This window comes from Streptococcus sanguinis (assembly GCF_050220005.1).
GTDB classification, from domain to species: Bacteria; Bacillota; Bacilli; order Lactobacillales; family Streptococcaceae; genus Streptococcus; species Streptococcus sanguinis_Z.
In genome coordinates this window covers 1,971,142-1,987,428 of sequence record NZ_CP071413.1, presented here as the reverse complement: position 1 = coordinate 1,987,428, position 16,287 = coordinate 1,971,142, and the positions used below count along the sequence as shown (strand labels likewise).

The following is a 16,287-nucleotide window of genomic DNA, read 5'->3' as shown; positions in this document are numbered from 1 at the left end:
CTCCCTTTTTCATTTGACCAAGTCTGTAAAGAAGTTTTCTAGGTTTTGTCGTGCATAGTAAATCTCCTGCACTGGTATATCTGCAACCGCAAGTTCCTTGACAATCTTGCTAATCTCATGCGAATGGGTAAAGATATGAATCTCGTCAGAAGCATTGACGACCTTGATGCGATGCATGAGCTGGTCGTGAATCAGCCGGCTGGCTTCTTCTAACCGTGACGTTTTAAGCACGATATAGTCTTCACTCTGTTCTTCAAACTCCGCCTTTGAAATCTCGCGAATCAGCCGTCCTTCTTCGATAATGCCGAACCGGTTACCCACCAAGTAGAGTTCAGACAGGATATGGCTGGAGATGATAAAGGTCATGCCCAACTCTTCGTTTAGCCGCTGTACCAGCTGGCGGAATTCCTTGATGCCGACTGGATCCAGGCCATTGATAGGCTCGTCCAGTATCATCAGGTCAGGTCTGGTAAGAAGCGCGATAGCTAGACCCAGCCGCTGTTTCATCCCGAGTGAGAAGTCGCGAAATTTCTTCTTGCCGGTATCTGTCAAGTCCACGTATTCCAAGGTTTCACGGATGACTTTGTCTGCATGGGGAATATGGCGGAGCTTGCAGTAGTAGCTGAGATTTTCATAGGCTGTCAGGTGGTTGTGAGCGACCGGTGTTTCGATGACCGAACCGACCCGTTTGAGGCTCTGCGTCCATTCTTGATAGTTCTGAGAGCCAAAGAGGGAGACATTACCATTGCTTGCTTCCAAAAGCTGGGTGATGACCTTGATCAGAGTGGTCTTTCCGGCCCCGTTCTTGCCAATTAAACCGTAAATATCTCCTTTTTTTATCGTCAGACTCACATCGGTCAGAGCGTACTGCCGGCCGAATTTCTTGCTGACTTGCTGTAAAACCAAAACATTTTCCATGATCAAGTCTCCTTTTCATGATGTTAGGAGAGAAAACTCCTCTTCTTATTAATTAGTATAGCACCAAACTTTCAAATATTTATAAAGAATTTCTCAAATATTTCTAAAGTTTTTGATGAGGATTAAAAGCAAGTGGCAAATTGTGGAACTCTTCATCCTCAATCTCCAGCTCGTACAGTCCTCTGACTGCATTGCAGGCGTAGATTTTCTCTACTTGAGCCAGATCAGCTAGCGTTAAAACTTTCTCAGTAGCCTGTCCATTATCCAGTAGCTGCTGACGGTAGATGCCCTTGAGTAGGCCTAGTTCAGCTGGAGGCGTATAGAGCTTGCCGTCTAGCTCCAGCAGCAGATTGCCGATAGAAGTTTCCAGTAGTTGGCCTTGGGCATTGTAGTAAATCTGTTCTTGCTGCTCCAAGGTCAGATGAGGACGATGACTGGTTTTGAAATAGGTGAAAGGCTGGGCTAGATTGGCGGTTTGCTCGACCAGTTTTGCCTTTCTGAAAGTCTTTGTTAGCGGTAGTAGAGGAGCCGTTTCTAGCCCAATACTGCCGTCTTTTTTAAGAGCTATACGCAGCCTGTAATCTTTTTCTTTGTCTAGCTGAGTGCAGGTTTCTTCTAGCTCTTGCTTCAGTTTGTCTTGGTCAAAAGGATAGGCGAAGTAGCCGGCTGCTTCTGTCAGTCTTTGCAGGTGCTGCTCTTGCCAGGTTAACTTTCTATTTGTCACTTTTCCTGTAGAAATCAGGTCGAATCGCGGATTCTTTCGATAGAGGACGGCAGATTTTTGCTGGGTTTCGATGTATTCAGATTTCCAGGTGCTGTCCCAAGTGATGCCGCCGCCAACGCCATAGATGGCTTTCCTTCCCTCCAGCTGAATGGTGCGGATGGCGACGTTGAAAATCCGTCTCTGGTCTGGCAGGCAGATGCCGACTGTACCGCAGTAGACCCCGCGGGCGGCTTTTTCTGTTGCCTTGATGATAGCCATGGTCGAAATCTTAGGAGCGCCTGTGATGGATCCGCAAGGAAAGAGCGCCTTGAAAATCTCTGCCAGCCCGACTCTCTCCTGCAGCTGGCTTTTGATGGTAGAGGTCATCTGCCATACTGTAGAGTATTGCTCGACGCTGCAGAGATGCTCAACCCGCTCGCTGCCTGTTTGAGAAATACGGTTCATGTCATTGCGAAGCAGATCGACAATCATCATATTTTCAGCTCGGTTTTTGGCATCCTGGGCCAGCCATGCAGCCTGCTCTCTATCTTGCTCTAAAGTCAGTCCCCGATTGGTAGTTCCTTTCATCGGACGAGTGGTCAGTTGACCTCGGTGCTCCTCGAAAAAGAGCTCAGGGCTGATGGACAAGATGGAGGTCTCATCATGCTCTACATAGGCATTGTAGGCCGCATTTTGCTCAACGACTAGCCTGTTGTAAATAGCCAAGCTATCCTCAGGATTGAGCTCCGTGCACAGTTGCACCGTGTAGTTGACTTGATAGGTATCGCCCTGGCGGATATGATGATGAATGATCTCGATAGCCTTCTGGTACTCTTGCTCAGAAGTCAGCCCCTGCCAAGCTGCTGGCATTTCCACTTCCTCATAGGTCAAGGGAATGGCAGCCTCCTCAGCCTTATCGTGGATAGTAAAGTAGAGGAGGTATTCCTTCTGGAGCGGGGCCGCATGAACTTGGAACTTTTCCTCAAAGGCTGGCGCTGCTTCATAGCTGACATAGCCGACAGCATAGTATCCTTTCTCCTGCCAGCCCTCAATCTCTGCCAAAAGTTCCTCCACTTGGTCAAGACGGCGAGTCTTTAGCTCCTTGATGGGATTCGTAAAAATCAGGCGTTGCCCCAATTGCTTAAAATCAATAATCGTTTTCTTGTGCATAAAGTTATTTTATCATAAGATAATTTGAATGAAAACGGATTTATCGGATGTGACAATCATTCTTTTATAATGGTTGACAGATTAGAAAGTGGCTAGGTATACTATGTTTAAAAAAGAAAGAATGGGATTTATATGAAGTCGAATAAATTGTTATTGGTAAATGGGGTTGCGAGTATTATAGCGGGAATTCTTATCATGTATTTTTCTTTACAAAGATCGAGTTTTGAGTTTGTTGATTTGATTGGTAGCTTCATTGAAAATTACATATGGGCACTTCTGATTCTGCTAATTAATGTTTTCTTGTTGATACTTTCCTTAGCTGGTATGTCTCATTATAGTGGGGACTCTAGGGTCAATAAGATGAATCATCAGATGCTGCTTTTTGCATCTATCATGGGATTTATTCCTTTTCTAGCTATCTTTGCAGGCCTTTTGTCTATAGGAGCTGGGGTCCTCTATCTTCAAGATTTTCAAAAAATAAAAAGTGAAGACAAAGCTGACTAATCGATGCTTTCTCCTGCTCGAAAGCCCTCGAAAATTATGATAAAATAAGGAAATGATAAAACCTTAAAAGGAAGCCTTATGAAAAAAATAAATGAATCTTATAAACTAATCGTATTTGCGGCGCTTGCTCTGGCTCTGGTTCTCTATATCGGGAATATCTGGTCTGGCCTGCAGAGTCTAACTTCGGTTTTTTCACCCATTATACTGGGCGGAGTCCTCGCCTTTATCTTTAATGTCCCGATGAAAAAACTGGAAGACTTCTTGGACAAATGTAGAGTCCCTCAGAAGTTGCAGCGCGGTTTGGCCTTGGTTTTAGAGGTGCTGATTTTAGCTCTTATTATGACGGGGATTGTCTCCATCGTAGTGCCGACTTTGACCACAGCGGTCAATCAGCTAAGCACGACAATCGGCAAGGTAGCGCCTCAGGTAGCCAAGTGGCTGCAGCAGTCTGGTTTGCTTTCCTCTAGCCAGCTGAAAGATTTGACCAAGCAACTGCAAAATAGCGACATTGTCAACCGAGCCATTTCTCTTCTAGGCAGTCTGACAGGCAATATCTCTGCCATCTTTGGCAATTTCTTCTCTGTCATCATGTCTATCTTTCTCATGTTTGCCTTCTTGAGCAGCAAGGAGCATTTACAGACAATTACTAGCCGTCTCTTGCAAGTCCTGCTTCCTGAGAAGGCTGTGAAACGCCTATCCTATGTCGGTTCTGTCATTGTTGAGACCTATGATAAGTTTCTGATGGGGCAGATGATAGAGGCCGTCATTGTTGGGATTTTAGTCTTTATCGCCTACTCTCTGACAGGCCTGCCTTATGCTGCCCTGACTGGGGTTTTAGCTGGAGTGCTCTCTTTCATTCCCTACATCGGGCCTTTCTCAGCTTGTGCTCTGGGAGCTATCTTTATCTTTACCGACAGCCCTTGGAAAGCCCTCCTTTCTATCGCAGTCTTTCAAGGAGTGCAGCTGATTGAGGGGAATGTCATCTATCCGCGCGTGGTCGGCCAGTCCGTTGGTCTCCCAACTCTCTTTACCCTAGCCGCCGCCCTGATTGGAGGTAATCTCTTTGGCTTGGTCGGCATGATTTTCTTCACGCCTATTTTTGCAGTTATCTACCGCTTGGTTAGAGAGTTTGTTGTGGAGAAGGAGGAGAGGAAAGCACTAGTAAAAGAATGAAAAGAAACCAGCGAGAATAAAAATCGCTGGTTTTTCTTTTTCTAAGGTCATAACTTCTACCTATAGCAAACAATAATTTCAGTCAATAGTGTTGTTAAAATAGGGATTTTGGATTGGTTGATGAGGGTGGTTATAGTTTTAGGCTATATCAAACTCTGGGAAATTCCAATTATACAGAGGGGCGATTTTCTGATAAGATAAAATCAAGAAAAATTTTGGAGGACATTTATGTCAACGACTATCATTGGTTTCCCACGTTTGGGCGAATTCCGCGAATTAAAATTTACAACTGAAAAATACTTTAGACATGAAATCTCAGCAGAAGAGCTTCTGGCTGCAGCTAAGGAGCTGCGCGCTAAGCACTGGAATATTGTTAAGGAAAAAGGAATTTCAGAGATTCCGTCAAATGACTTTTCTCACTACGACAATGTATTGGATGCAGCCTTTCTCTTTAACGTGGTGCCGTCATCTGTGCAAGGCTTGGAGCTGACTGACTTGGAGCGTTATTTTGCCTTGGCTCGTGGTTATCAGGGCGAAAAAGGGGATGTCCGTGCCCTTCCGATGAAGAAATGGTTCAACACCAACTACCACTATATCGTTCCTAAATTTGAAAAAGAAACCCAAGTCAAGCTGGCTGGGCATAAGATTTTTGATGAATTTGCAGAAGCAAAAGAGTTGGGCTTGGTAACCCGTCCTGTTGTGGTCGGCCCATTCACCCTTCTGCAAGTATCTGACTTTGAAGACGGTGTAGCGCCGGCTGACTTTGTAGATGCCCTGGCTGCAGCCTATCAAGAAGTTTTTGCCAAATTAGCAGAGCTAGGTGCAGAGCGTATCCAGCTGGATGAGCCAAGTCTGGTTAAAGACCTGTCAGCAGAAGAAAAAGCTCTCTTCTTGGACCTTTATAAGAAGCTTTTGGCAGACAAGAAAGGCTTGGAAGTCTTAGTTCAAACCTACTTTGGTGACGTTCGTGACATCTATGCAGACCTTGTAGAGTTGCCAGTAGATGCGATTGGTCTGGACTTTGTCGAAGGCAAGAAAACTCTTGACCTTGTAAAAGGTGGCTTCCCAGCTGATAAGACTCTTTATGCAGGGATTGTCAACGGTAAGAACATCTGGCGCAACAACTATGAAAAGAGCTTGGCAGTGCTTGAGCAAATTCCAGCTGAAAATCTTGTTTTGACAAGCTCATGCTCACTTCTCCATGTGCCATTTACGACTGCTAATGAAGAATTTGAACCAGCAATCTTGAACCACTTTGCCTTTGCGGTGGAAAAATTGGATGAAATCCGTGACTTGGATGCTATCCGCAATGGCGGTGGTGCTGAAGCACTTGCAGCTAACAAAGCTCTCTTTGCAGCAGAGCGTGTTGGGCAAAATGCAGAGCTGGCTGCTCGGATCGCTGGCTTGACAGATGCTGACTACACTCGCCTGCCGGTCTTTGCAGAGCGTGAGGAAATCCAGCACAAGGCGCTCAATCTGCCACCGTTGCCAACTACGACAATTGGCTCCTTCCCTCAAACTAAGGAAGTCCGTGCCAAACGCTTGGCTTTCCGCAAGGGCGAGCTGTCAGCAGAAGACTATGACAAGTTCTTGGCTGAGCAAATCGATGATTGGATCAAGTGGCAGGAAGAAGTCGGCTTTGACGTGCTAGTACACGGTGAGTTCGAGCGTAATGACATGGTTGAGTACTTCGGTCAAAACCTGTCAGGTTACCTCTTCTCTAAGAATGGTTGGGTACAATCATACGGTATGCGTGGGGTGAAACCACCAATCATCTGGGGTGATGTGACTCGTCTCAACCCAATCACTGTTAAATGGTCTAGCTACGCACAAAGCCGTACAGACAAACCTGTTAAGGGTATGTTGACTGGACCTGTAACCATCCTCAACTGGTCTTTCCCACGTGAAGACATCTCTATCAAGGATTCTACCCTTCAAATCGCTCTTGCAATCAAAGATGAAGTACTTGACCTTGAAGCTGCTGGTGTTAAGATTATCCAAATCGACGAGGCTGCTCTTCGTGAGAAATTACCACTCCGCCGCAGTGACTGGTATGAAGATTATCTTGACTGGGCAATTCCAGCCTTCCGCTTGGTACACTCTACAGTAGCTCCCGATACGCAAATCCACACTCACATGTGTTACTCAGAATTTACAGATATCATCCCTGCGATCGACAACATGGATGCGGACGTGATTTCCTTTGAAGCTAGCCGCTCTAACTTGGAAATCCTGGATGAGCTCAAGGCTAAGAACTTCCAGACAGAAGTGGGGCCTGGAGTTTACGACATCCACTCACCACGCGTGCCAAATGAAGGGGAAATCGACCATACGATTGAAGCTATCTTGGCTAAGGTGCCAAGCAGTAAGGTCTGGATCAACCCTGACTGTGGTCTTAAAACTCGTGGTATCCCAGAAACCAAGGCTAGCTTGGTGCGCTTAGTAGAAGCAGCCAAAGCAGCTAGACAACATTTGCAATAATCCTCCTGGAACCTCAAAAGTTGATCTTGATGGAGGATACCCCAAAAATTGAAGCAGAGCTGACAATCCTGCAGAAGTTGTTCTTCTAGGGTTGCCCTCGGCTATCACTACCATCATTGAAAGGAACTTTTTGTTATATGGTTCGTCGTCACACACCCAGTCTCTCATTTGAAGTATTTCCTCCCAATCCGGCAGTAGGCAATGATAAGATTTTTCAGGCATTGAGAGAGATGCAAGATCTGGCTCCGCACTTTATCAGTGTGACTGCCAGCAATAATAAGTTTGACATTGAGGAGACGACGGTTCGTTTGACCGAGTTCATCGCCAATGATCTCCAGATTCCGACGATTGCTCACTTACCTGCGGTCTATCTGACCAAGGACATGGTGTCCAATATCTTGCAGTCTTTGGATCGGGTTGGTGTCCATCAGATTTTGGCTTTGCGAGGGGATATTTTTCCAGATGTAGCGCCTAAGGATGATTTTACCTATGCGACTGATTTGATTGAATACATTAAGACAGAAGCACCGCACTTTGACATCATTGGAGCCTGCTATCCGGAGGGCCATCCAGATTCTCCAAATCAGATTTCGGATATTCAAAATCTCAAGAAAAAGGTGGATGCTGGCTGTTCTAGTCTGGTGACTCAGCTTTTCTTTGACAATGAGCGTTTTTATGATTTTCAGGACAAGTGTATTTTAGCCGGTATTGAAGTGCCAATCCATGCTGGGATTATGCCGATTCTCAATCGCAATCAGGCTCTGCGCCTGCTCAAGACCTGTGAGAATATCAAGCTGCCAAGAAAATTCCGGGCTATTCTGGATAAATACGAACATGACCCAGAGTCTCTGAGAGCAGCTGGTCTGGCTTATGCTGTGGACCAAATTGTTGACTTGGTGACCCAAGATGTAGCGGGCATACACCTTTACACTATGAATAATGCTGCAACAGCCTACCATATCTATAAGGCTACCCATGCTCTCTTTAATCATAACCCATCCGTCCAATCTTTCTAAGATGAATGAAGAAACCACTAATCAGCTTCATTTGCTGTTTAGTGGTTTTTGTTTTATAATAAGGATAAAAAAATTATCCAAATCTAAGGAGGAGCTGATGGAGCATTCGCTGACCTTGGTTAAGTCTATGCAGTTTGGCCAAGAAGATTGTTTTTTTGCCTTCTGTGGTTATTCAAAAACGGAAGCCCACCATAGCTTTGGGCCGGCTGTTCGGGATGTTTATGTCATTCACATCGTACTGGAGGGACGGGGGACTTACTCCGTGGGCAATCAGCGCTATGATTTGCAGGAAGGGCAGGGCTTTGTGGTGCCACCAGATCAGTCGGTTTTTTATCAGGCTGATGGAGAAGAGCCTTGGTCTTATGTCTGGATGGGACTGGGTGGGCTCCTCTTGCCTCATTATCTGCAGGCTCTGGGACTGCAGTCTGGCCAATGGTCTTTTGCGCTGACTTCTTTGCAGGAATTTAAGGCCTTGGTCTTTGAAAGTCTGGCTTATGAGGGCAGCGGAATAACAGCTGAACTAGCTCTGCAAAGGCAAGTTTATCGCTTCTTGGAGCTCTTGTCCCAGCGTCTCAAGCAGACCTCTTTAATCACGGAAAGCCGTCGGGTCAATCCTTATGTCCAGCAGGTCTTGGAACTGCTGAGCAGTCATCTGCCAGAAAATTTATCTGTGCAGGAGTTGGCGCAGAAATTGGCGCTGCATCCTTCCTACCTATCTCGGCTTTTCAAGGATGAAGTAGGCAAGGGAATCAAGGAGTACAGCAATGATTTGCGACTCAATATGGCAGCTGATTTGCTGACGAGCAGCCAGCTTTCGGTGGAAGAGATTGCCAATAAGACGGGCTTTGCCGGAACACAGAGCTTTTCAAAAGCCTTCAAGAAGGCACGTGGCCAGTCGCCCTTGAACTTTCGCAAGGCTAGCTCTCATCTGGGGCAGGAGCTGTAAAAAGTCACATTTGGATAAATAATACTAGAAAGAAAGGCTTACCAAAAGGGGTGGCCTTTTTTATAATGAAAGTGGAAGTTTGATTGCAGACTGTGAAAGGAGAAGACCATGAATAAGGCGAGTATTTTGTTTAAGGAAGAGTGCAGGCAATTTCATCTGACTAATGGTGATGTTTCTTATATCTTCCAGATTTCGGGGGATGGTAAACTCTTGCAGCTTTACTACGGAGCGGCGGTACCGGAGCGAGATTATTCTTATCTGGTGGAGCTGCAGCATCGGCCCATGACGACCTATCGGAAAGAAGGAGATTTACGCTATTCTTTGGAGCATGTGCGTCAGGAATTTCCAGAATACGGCACGACAGATTTTCGTCATCCCGCTATCTGTCTGCGGCAGGAAAATGGCTCGCGTATTACTGATTTTGTCTATGTCAGTCATCAGATAGTAGATGGTAAGCCTGCTTTAGAGGGGCTGCCCGCTACTTATACAGAGACTCAAACGGAGGCTAAGACTCTTATTCTAACCCTACGAGATGAGGTGACAGAAGTAGAAGTTCAGCTGTTTTATACGATTTTTGCTGATTGGCCGGTTATCACTCGCTCCAGCAAAGTGATTAATCAAGGCAGGGAAACTTGCTACTTGGAATCCCTAGCTAGTCTGTCGCTTGATCTGCCAGATGCTGATTATGACTGGCTGCAGTTATCAGGGGCATGGGCTCGGGAACGCCATATCAAGGAGCGCCCGCTTCAGCAGGGGATTCAGTCTATTGAGTCAACCCGCGGCATTTCCAGTCCCCACCACAATCCTTTTGTGGCTCTTAAGCGACCGGAAACGACTGAATTTTCAGGTCCAGTACTAGGAACGGCCTTGGTGTATTCAGGTAATTTTCTCATTCAGGCTGAGGTGGATACCTATGATGTGACCCGGTTGCAGCTAGCCATCAATCCTTTTGGTTTTGAGTGGAAGCTGGCTGCAGGCCAGTCCTTTACCAGTCCAGAAGCTCTGCTAGTATATTCTGAGCGGGGCCTCAACGGCATGAGTCAAGTCTTTCATCAGCTATTTCGTCGACGCCTAGCTAGGGGCTACTGGCGCGAGCGAGCGCGTCCTGTTCTCATCAATAACTGGGAAGCTACCTATTTTGACTTTAGTGAGAATCAGCTGCTGGAGCTTGCTGAAAAGGCTCAAGATGTAGGAGTGGAGCTCTTTGTGCTAGATGACGGATGGTTTGGCCAGCGGACTAACGATCGCGCTGGGCTGGGGGATTGGTTTGTCAATCCAGAAAGGCTGCCGAAGGGGCTGGGCTCGCTAGCAGAGCGTATTCACGGTTTGGGCATGCAGTTTGGTCTTTGGTTTGAGCCGGAAATGGTCAATAAGGACAGCCAACTCTACCGAACTCATCCTGACTGGCTGCTGGCAGTGCCAGATAGACAGCCCCACCATGGTCGGAACCAGTTTGTTTTGGACTATTCTCGGCCGGAAGTAGTGGATGAGATTTTTGAGCGTCTATCGGCGGTTATCGAAGAAGCGCAGCTGGATTATATCAAATGGGATATGAATCGCCCTCTGACGGATGTCTTCTCAGCTGCCTGGCCAGCCGATCAGCAAGGGGAGATTTTTCACCGCTATGTCTTGGGTGTTTATGACTTGTATGAGCGTTTAATCAGTCGCTATCCGAGACTGTTATTTGAATCCTGCTCTTCAGGTGGAGGCCGCTTTGATCCAGGTATGCTCTACTATGCTCCTCAAGCTTGGACCAGCGATGATTCGGATGCGATTGAGCGCTTGAAGATCCAGTACGGGACTAGCCTTCTCTATCCGCTTTCATCCATGGGAGCCCATGTCTCCATCGTGCCCAATCACCAGACCAACCGTCTGACTCCGTTGAAGACGCGGGGCAATGTCGCCTTTTTCGGTTCCTTTGGCTATGAGCTGGATCTTAATCAGCTAAGCCCAGGAGAATTGGCTGAAGTCAGGGAACAGATAGCTTTTTACAAGCGCCATCGAGAACTGATTCATAATGGAACTTTTTATCGGCTGCAGTCGCCATTTAAGGGAGATGGGCAGACAGCTTGGATGCTTGTCAGTCAGGATCAGAACACTGCGCTTTTAGGCACTTTCAAGGTCCTCAATCAAGTCAATCGCTCTCATCAGCGTTTGCAACTGAAAGGGCTGGCTGCGGATACGGTCTATCGGCTAGAGGGGCGTACCTATACTGGAGCTGAGCTTATGCGAGTTGGGCTGGTCACAACGGACGCTTCCAGCGGTCAGCTTCTGGAGGATTCTGAGCAAAAGCCGAGCTATGACTTTGATTCTAAACTCTGGCTATTTGAAGCAGAAGATGAGTAGATAAGATGGGGAATAAAAAGAGCAGAAGGAACAAGTTGACTAAAAGCTGTCCTTCTTGCTTTTTTTCTCTGAAAAAAGGATAGTACCATTATCTCTGATAATTCTATAGGAAAAGGCTTTCAAAAAGGTATATAATAGGATGAAGCTTTTATAAAATAGAGCTGGGTCAGAATGAGAGAATTTGTAAACATTGAAGAAAACGTTTGCTAGCTTGGATTATTAGTAGAAAGCATTCGGCAAATGCGAGGAAGAGGAAGTTTTATGACGAGAAAAATCATCTTTCTGGATGTGGACGGTACCATCATCGACTATGATAATCATATACCGGAGTCGGCTATACTTGCCATTCGCAAGGCACGGGAAAAGGGCCATCTGGTCTATGTCTGCACAGGTCGTAGCAAGGCTGAGATGCCGCCGGAAATTTGGGATATTGGCTTTGATGGCATGATTGGTGGCAACGGCTCTTACGTGGAGCATAAGGGTCAGGTTATTCTGCACCAGCTGATTCCGCGAGATGTCGCTAAAAGGCTAGTCGACTGGCTTCAGGAGCGGAGGCTAGAGTTTTACCTAGAGAGTAATAACGGTCTCTTTGCAAGCAGGGGCTTTCGCGAAGCAGCGCGACCAGTGCTTCGGACCTATGTACTTGGAAAAGGAGCCAATCCAGAAGAAGTCGTAAATATGGAGGCAGAAGAAGCCCTTCATGGTTTGGTTTATGGTGGAGAGCTCTATCGGGACGACTTGAACAAAGTCAGCTTTATCCTCAAGAGCTACCAAGACCATCTGGATTCCAAGGCTGCTTTTCCTGAGCTTAAGGCAGGTACTTGGGGTGGCAAGGGCGAGCATGCTCTCTTTGGTGACTTAGGAGTCAAAGATATTACCAAGGCACATGCTATTGAGGTTCTCTTGAAGCATCTGGATGCTGACAGGACGGATACTCTGGCTTTTGGCGATGCCAAGGTTGATATTCCTATGCTGGACTATTGTCAGGTCGGGGTCGCTATGGGAAATGGCGGAGCGGAAATCAAGGCCATGGCCAATCTGGTGACAGACTCGGTCAGTCAAGACGGTCTCTACAAGGCCTTTGAAAAGTTAGGACTCATCTAAAGGAGATATGAATGATGGCAAAAACTCTTTATCTGATGCGGCATGGCCAAACGCTTTTTAATCTGCGCCATAAGGTGCAGGGCTGGTGCGATGCTCCTCTGACCGATTTTGGCGTCTATCAGGCCAAGGTGGCAGGGCAATATTTTAAGGATGCCGGTATTACTTTTGACGATGCTTATAGCTCTACTCAAGAGCGGGCCTGTGATACCTTGGAATTGGTAACGGACGGTAAGCTTCCCTATAAGCGTGTCAAGGGGCTCAAGGAGTGGAACTTTGGCACCTTTGAAGGGGAAAGCGAAGACCTCAATCCACCCCTACCTTATGGAGATTTCTTTGTGACCTATGGCGGTGAATCACAGGAACAGGTACAAGCGCGTATGGCAGCGACCATTCTTCAGCTCATGCAAGAGACGGATGGTCAGTCTGTGCTCATGGTCTCCCATGGCGGAGCTATGGCCAATTTTGCCAGAGCTTGGCAAAAAAACTGGCGTCTGGATGACCTAGGTCACATGACCAACTGTGGGATTTTGAAGTTTACTTTTGAACATGACCAATTCTATCTAGAAGAGGCCATCGGTCATGATTTTAGCAATTGGGAGGGAAAATGAAAGATTTATATTTGATGCGGCATGGTCAGACTTTTTTCAATCAAGAGGGCTTGGTACAGGGAGCTTGCGATTCTCCTTTGACAGAACTGGGGCAGGATCAAGCCCGGCAAGCAGGAGCTTATTTGCAAGAGCGAGGCATTCGTTTTGGTCAGCTCTACTCGTCCACCCAGGAGCGAGCTTCTGATACCTTAGAACTCGTCTCCGGCCGGACCGATTATACTCGTCTCAAGGGCATTAAAGAATGGAACTTTGGTCTCTTTGAAGCCCAGCCTGAACGCCTGCAGCCGAAATTTCGACCAGGAGCCACCTCATTTGAAGACCTATTCGTTCCCTATGGAGGAGAAGGTGTGGACCAAGTCGGTGAGCGCATGCTAGTCACTCTGACTGAGGTCATGGAGCGGGCGGATGCAGAGCCAGTCTTAGCTGTTAGCCACGGCGGTGCCATGTGGGCCTTCTATCTCAAGATTGCGGCCCAAGCTCTGGATCCCAAGGTGCGCTTTGGCAACTGCGCCATCTGCCATTACCATTATGAGCAGGGACACTTTAAGCTGGCAGAAGTCATTGATCCGCTAACGGGTAGTGTGTATGAATGTGAATGAAGACTCAGAATGATTATCACTAGAATAAAAACCTCAGATTTTTCTGAGGTTTTTTGGTTTATACTTGGCTGTAGGTTTCACGACGACTTAGTTTTGTATCTTCTTTTTTGCTGGGTATTGGCTGTGCCTGGATTTCTTTATTCCACTCACTTCGAGTAAAGACCATGGAGAGTAGTGCCAGAGCCGCAAAGGCTGCTCCTACGTACCAGTAGGGCATATCCAGCGTTGTGGAGCGGCCAGATAGGTTGACGATGCCACGAAAGAGCATACCGGCTGTCATAATGGCTACAGCTGAGTTCCAGAGGTTGAGGCTGAGCCGAGAGAGGTTAGGGATGACCTTCATAAAGAGTAGAAGGAAAATGCCGCCCGCTAGAGGAATGACAAAGAGATAATGCATGTGGCTAGATGTTTCGCCGAAGCTGAAAGATTCATAGATTCTGCTGAAAGCAAAGAAGAAAATAGTTAATAGTGCATAGATAAGGGCTGTTTTTCTAAAACGTTTTTTACTGGGATTAGTAACCGATGTAGACAATATCACTCACCGACCTTTCTGAGATAGTGTTTCCGTTGGTTGTAGGTTTGTTAATGACCTGACCGTTAAAGTAAAGTGTAGAGGAACCCCCGCCGTCGAGGTTGTAGGCGGTCTTAACACCATAAGATTTCATGATTTCTGCCATCTGGTAGAGGGAAAGCCCTTCGCTTTCTGAGGTGCGTCCGTCTGAAACGATGATGATGTAGTGGTTTTCATCAATGATACCGATAGCAGTCCGAGGATTGGAAGACATAGACTGGCCGACTTCGGAGTTGGTATCAACGACAATCTCACCATTTTCTACAAGAGATGGGCCGAAGGCCAAGAGATTGACCACGCCGTCTTTGACCAGTTGATCGGCAGAGACTTGGTCTTCATAGATAATCTTGAAGGAGCCGTCTTTGTAAATAGCCAAATCACCATTGCTGGAGTCTTCTCGGACGGTATCGCGGTAGACGACGCCGTTGCGGATGACATAGCCAGTCGTGTTGGCTCCGTAGTAGTCGCCGTTAACCGCTAGGATAGCATTGTTGTTGGCAGCTGTTTCCGAGGTTTTGGCGGTGACATTGTTTCCGTAAGTGTTTTGGGCAAAGGCTGTTTTCAGGTATTCTGATGAGCTGACGGTCACATCAGCGATGTAGACCTGGGTGTTGCTGACGGTCTTTTCAGTCAACGTGACCGAGATATTATCGTCTGAATAGCTGGTATCCGTCACAGTTGCTGTTTCCGCAGCCTTGCTGGCAGCCTCGGCATTGGACGACGAACTCGTACTTGAAACCGTGGAAATGGTCTCTGCGATGACAAAGGTTTTCAGCATGGAGTAGCTGAAGGAAGCTGTCAGAAGCAGCCCGAAAATGGAGGCGTAGGCATAGCGTTTCTTTAAAAATTTCATGATGCGGTGTGTGTCCTTTCCTTAAAAATAAATCTCTTTTGTACCATCCAAGAAACGGTGAAGAGTAAAATACCGACGATAATTTTGACAATCAGAAGATTGAGACCAAAGACAGCGTAGAAGAGGCGGATCAGCAGTGTGTCTAAGATAAAGAGTACTACAGCTAGGCTGAAATAGCCAGTTCCTGTCTTGAGTATACTGTCGTCGTTCTTAAAGACCAGCCTTTTATTGGTCGAATAGTTAAAGATTGAGCTGGTCACTCGAGCAATCCCATTTGCGAGAAGAATTCTCAAGCTGGTCGGCACAGCGGCTAAAAACAAGAGAGCCAGGGCGTAGACGATGTAGTCGACGACGAAGCTGCTGAGAGAAGTCAGGGCAAATTTGAAAATATTTTTATAAATCATGAGGCCATCCCGAATTGGTCGGAAGTGCGAGCCTTGATTGTCATTGATATAGACCGTCTCAATGGGCACTTCCAAAATGGGATATTCCTTGCTGGCTTCTAGGAGCATGTTCATTTCATACTCATAGCGCTGACCCTCTGCCTTTAGCATAAAGGGAATCATGTTGGTTGTAAAGGCTCGCAAGCCTGTCTGAGTATCGGAGACGCTCACGCCAGTCTGAGCTTTAAACAGAGCCCGAGTCAGACTATTGCCGAAGCGGCTGCGCAGAGGCACCTTGCCAGTAAAGGCGCGTGCTCCCAGAATCAGCTGATTGGGATTTTCAGAAGCCTTGCTCGCTACACGGAAAATATCCCAGACCTTGTGCTGGCCATCCGCATCTGCTGTTACAACCGTTCCATAGATCTTTAGTGCTTGGATAAAGGTGAAAGCAGTTTTCAGCGCTTGCCCTTTGCCTTGATTGACCTGATGACGGAGCACGGTCGCGTACTGCTCTGCCTGCTCAAAGACTATCTGGCATTTGGAAGAGCTGCCGTCATCGATAACAATGATATGAAAATCACCTTTATGGTGAATTTTTTTTATCAGCTTAATAAGATTATAATCAGGCTCATAGGCCGGAATCACTAGATAATCCATATCCATACCTCTTTCTTAGATGATTTGTAGAAAGTATACAGACTGCGGCTTAAAAATTCCTAATATAAGTTAGTTTTAAGAAAATGTTAACATTTCTTTAAGGAAAGAGCATGGGGAAAATAGGATAGAAATGCCGTTGGGGAGAGGATTAGAGATAATTTTGCGAAATGAATGCTAGAGTATGACAAAGGGATTATGTAGATATCTCTAAAAATAGGTCATTCCGATTTTTGCAATTGCTTGGTATGTCTTAAA

Annotated in this window: 14 protein-coding genes; 9 read left to right on the top strand and 5 right to left on the bottom strand. The window is 46.6% G+C overall.

Annotation, left to right across the window (positions count from 1 at the left end; genetic code table 11):
* Window positions 1-9 precede the first annotated feature (9 nt).
* Entirely contained in the window at window positions 10-918 is a 909-nt protein-coding gene (locus J1C86_RS09710; RefSeq protein ID WP_125406012.1) for an ABC transporter ATP-binding protein, read from the bottom strand.
* Between the two features lie 103 nt (window positions 919-1,021).
* Window positions 1,022-2,791 (bottom strand): aminodeoxychorismate synthase component I, encoded by a 1,770-nt coding sequence (gene pabB / locus J1C86_RS09705; protein WP_125406009.1) that lies wholly within the window; start codon window positions 2,789-2,791, stop codon window positions 1,022-1,024.
* Window positions 2,792-2,923: 132 nt separating this feature from the next.
* Here pabB and J1C86_RS09700 point away from each other — a divergent pair, with 132 nt between their 5' ends.
* From J1C86_RS09700 to J1C86_RS09660, 9 genes are all read left to right on the top strand, one after another.
* On the top strand, window positions 2,924-3,295 hold the full coding sequence (locus J1C86_RS09700) for a hypothetical protein (protein WP_002910615.1): 372 nt from the start codon (window positions 2,924-2,926) through the stop codon (window positions 3,293-3,295).
* Between the two features lie 78 nt (window positions 3,296-3,373).
* Window positions 3,374-4,468, top strand: a complete 1,095-nt coding sequence (locus J1C86_RS09695) for an AI-2E family transporter (RefSeq protein ID WP_125406007.1) — start codon at window positions 3,374-3,376, stop codon at window positions 4,466-4,468.
* Between the two features lie 228 nt (window positions 4,469-4,696).
* Entirely contained in the window at window positions 4,697-6,949 is a 2,253-nt protein-coding gene (metE, locus tag J1C86_RS09690) for a 5-methyltetrahydropteroyltriglutamate--homocysteine S-methyltransferase (RefSeq protein WP_002910612.1), read from the top strand.
* A gap of 137 nt (window positions 6,950-7,086) precedes the next feature.
* Entirely contained in the window at window positions 7,087-7,965 is an 879-nt protein-coding gene (gene metF / locus J1C86_RS09685) for a methylenetetrahydrofolate reductase [NAD(P)H] (protein ID WP_002910611.1), read from the top strand.
* A 1-nt stretch (window position 7,966) separates the two neighbouring features.
* Window positions 7,967-8,911, top strand: a complete 945-nt coding sequence (locus J1C86_RS09680; RefSeq protein WP_185755750.1) for an AraC family transcriptional regulator — start codon at window positions 7,967-7,969, stop codon at window positions 8,909-8,911.
* Between the two features lie 108 nt (window positions 8,912-9,019).
* Window positions 9,020-11,257 carry an alpha-galactosidase gene (locus tag J1C86_RS09675; RefSeq protein WP_125406000.1) on the top strand — a complete coding sequence of 746 codons (2,238 nt, stop codon included), beginning with the start codon at window positions 9,020-9,022 and terminating at the stop codon, window positions 11,255-11,257.
* A gap of 261 nt (window positions 11,258-11,518) precedes the next feature.
* Complete coding sequence (locus J1C86_RS09670) at window positions 11,519-12,361, top strand: HAD family hydrolase (protein ID WP_185755742.1); 843 nt, start codon at window positions 11,519-11,521, stop codon at window positions 12,359-12,361.
* An 11-nt stretch (window positions 12,362-12,372) separates the two neighbouring features.
* Window positions 12,373-12,969: a histidine phosphatase family protein gene (locus J1C86_RS09665; protein WP_125405995.1), complete on the top strand. Its 597-nt coding sequence runs from the start codon at window positions 12,373-12,375 to the stop codon at window positions 12,967-12,969.
* Complete coding sequence (locus tag J1C86_RS09660; protein WP_125405992.1) at window positions 12,966-13,568, top strand: histidine phosphatase family protein; 603 nt, start codon at window positions 12,966-12,968, stop codon at window positions 13,566-13,568. The genes J1C86_RS09665 and J1C86_RS09660 overlap by 4 nt, the downstream gene beginning before the upstream one ends.
* Window positions 13,569-13,626: 58 nt before the next feature.
* Here J1C86_RS09660 and J1C86_RS09655 read toward each other — a convergent pair whose 3' ends face one another.
* Genes J1C86_RS09655 through J1C86_RS09645 form a run of 3 tightly spaced genes read right to left on the bottom strand, consistent with a single transcriptional unit; the run spans window position 13,627 to window position 16,038 of the window.
* Window positions 13,627-14,100, bottom strand: a complete 474-nt coding sequence (locus J1C86_RS09655) for a hypothetical protein (protein ID WP_185755741.1) — start codon at window positions 14,098-14,100, stop codon at window positions 13,627-13,629.
* A complete protein-coding gene (locus tag J1C86_RS09650) occupies window positions 14,081-14,992 on the bottom strand; it encodes a phosphodiester glycosidase family protein (RefSeq protein ID WP_125405987.1) in 912 nt (303 codons plus the stop codon). The genes J1C86_RS09655 and J1C86_RS09650 overlap by 20 nt, the downstream gene beginning before the upstream one ends.
* A complete protein-coding gene (locus tag J1C86_RS09645) occupies window positions 14,989-16,038 on the bottom strand; it encodes a bifunctional glycosyltransferase family 2/GtrA family protein (RefSeq protein WP_125405985.1) in 1,050 nt (349 codons plus the stop codon). The genes J1C86_RS09650 and J1C86_RS09645 overlap by 4 nt, the downstream gene beginning before the upstream one ends.
* Between the last annotated feature and the right edge of the window lie 249 nt (window positions 16,039-16,287).

Bases quoted from the DNA above. Each gene is read 5' to 3' on its own strand.
- metE (WP_002910612.1), top strand. From the start codon at position 4,697: ATGTCAACGACTATCATTGGTTTCCCACGTTTGGGCGAATTCCGCGAA.
- J1C86_RS09645 (WP_125405985.1), bottom strand. From the start codon at position 16,038: ATGGATATGGATTATCTAGTGATTCCGGCCTATGAGCCTGATTATAAT.
- J1C86_RS09700 (WP_002910615.1), top strand. From the start codon at position 2,924: ATGAAGTCGAATAAATTGTTATTGGTAAATGGGGTTGCGAGTATTATA.
- J1C86_RS09660 (WP_125405992.1), top strand. From the start codon at position 12,966: ATGAAAGATTTATATTTGATGCGGCATGGTCAGACTTTTTTCAATCAA.
- pabB (WP_125406009.1), bottom strand. From the start codon at position 2,791: ATGCACAAGAAAACGATTATTGATTTTAAGCAATTGGGGCAACGCCTG.
- J1C86_RS09670 (WP_185755742.1), top strand. From the start codon at position 11,519: ATGACGAGAAAAATCATCTTTCTGGATGTGGACGGTACCATCATCGAC.
- J1C86_RS09675 (WP_125406000.1), top strand. From the start codon at position 9,020: ATGAATAAGGCGAGTATTTTGTTTAAGGAAGAGTGCAGGCAATTTCAT.
- J1C86_RS09650 (WP_125405987.1), bottom strand. From the start codon at position 14,992: ATGAAATTTTTAAAGAAACGCTATGCCTACGCCTCCATTTTCGGGCTG.
- J1C86_RS09665 (WP_125405995.1), top strand. From the start codon at position 12,373: ATGATGGCAAAAACTCTTTATCTGATGCGGCATGGCCAAACGCTTTTT.
- J1C86_RS09680 (WP_185755750.1), top strand. From the start codon at position 7,967: ATGAATGAAGAAACCACTAATCAGCTTCATTTGCTGTTTAGTGGTTTT.
- J1C86_RS09710 (WP_125406012.1), bottom strand. From the start codon at position 918: ATGGAAAATGTTTTGGTTTTACAGCAAGTCAGCAAGAAATTCGGCCGG.
- J1C86_RS09695 (WP_125406007.1), top strand. From the start codon at position 3,374: ATGAAAAAAATAAATGAATCTTATAAACTAATCGTATTTGCGGCGCTT.
- metF (WP_002910611.1), top strand. From the start codon at position 7,087: ATGGTTCGTCGTCACACACCCAGTCTCTCATTTGAAGTATTTCCTCCC.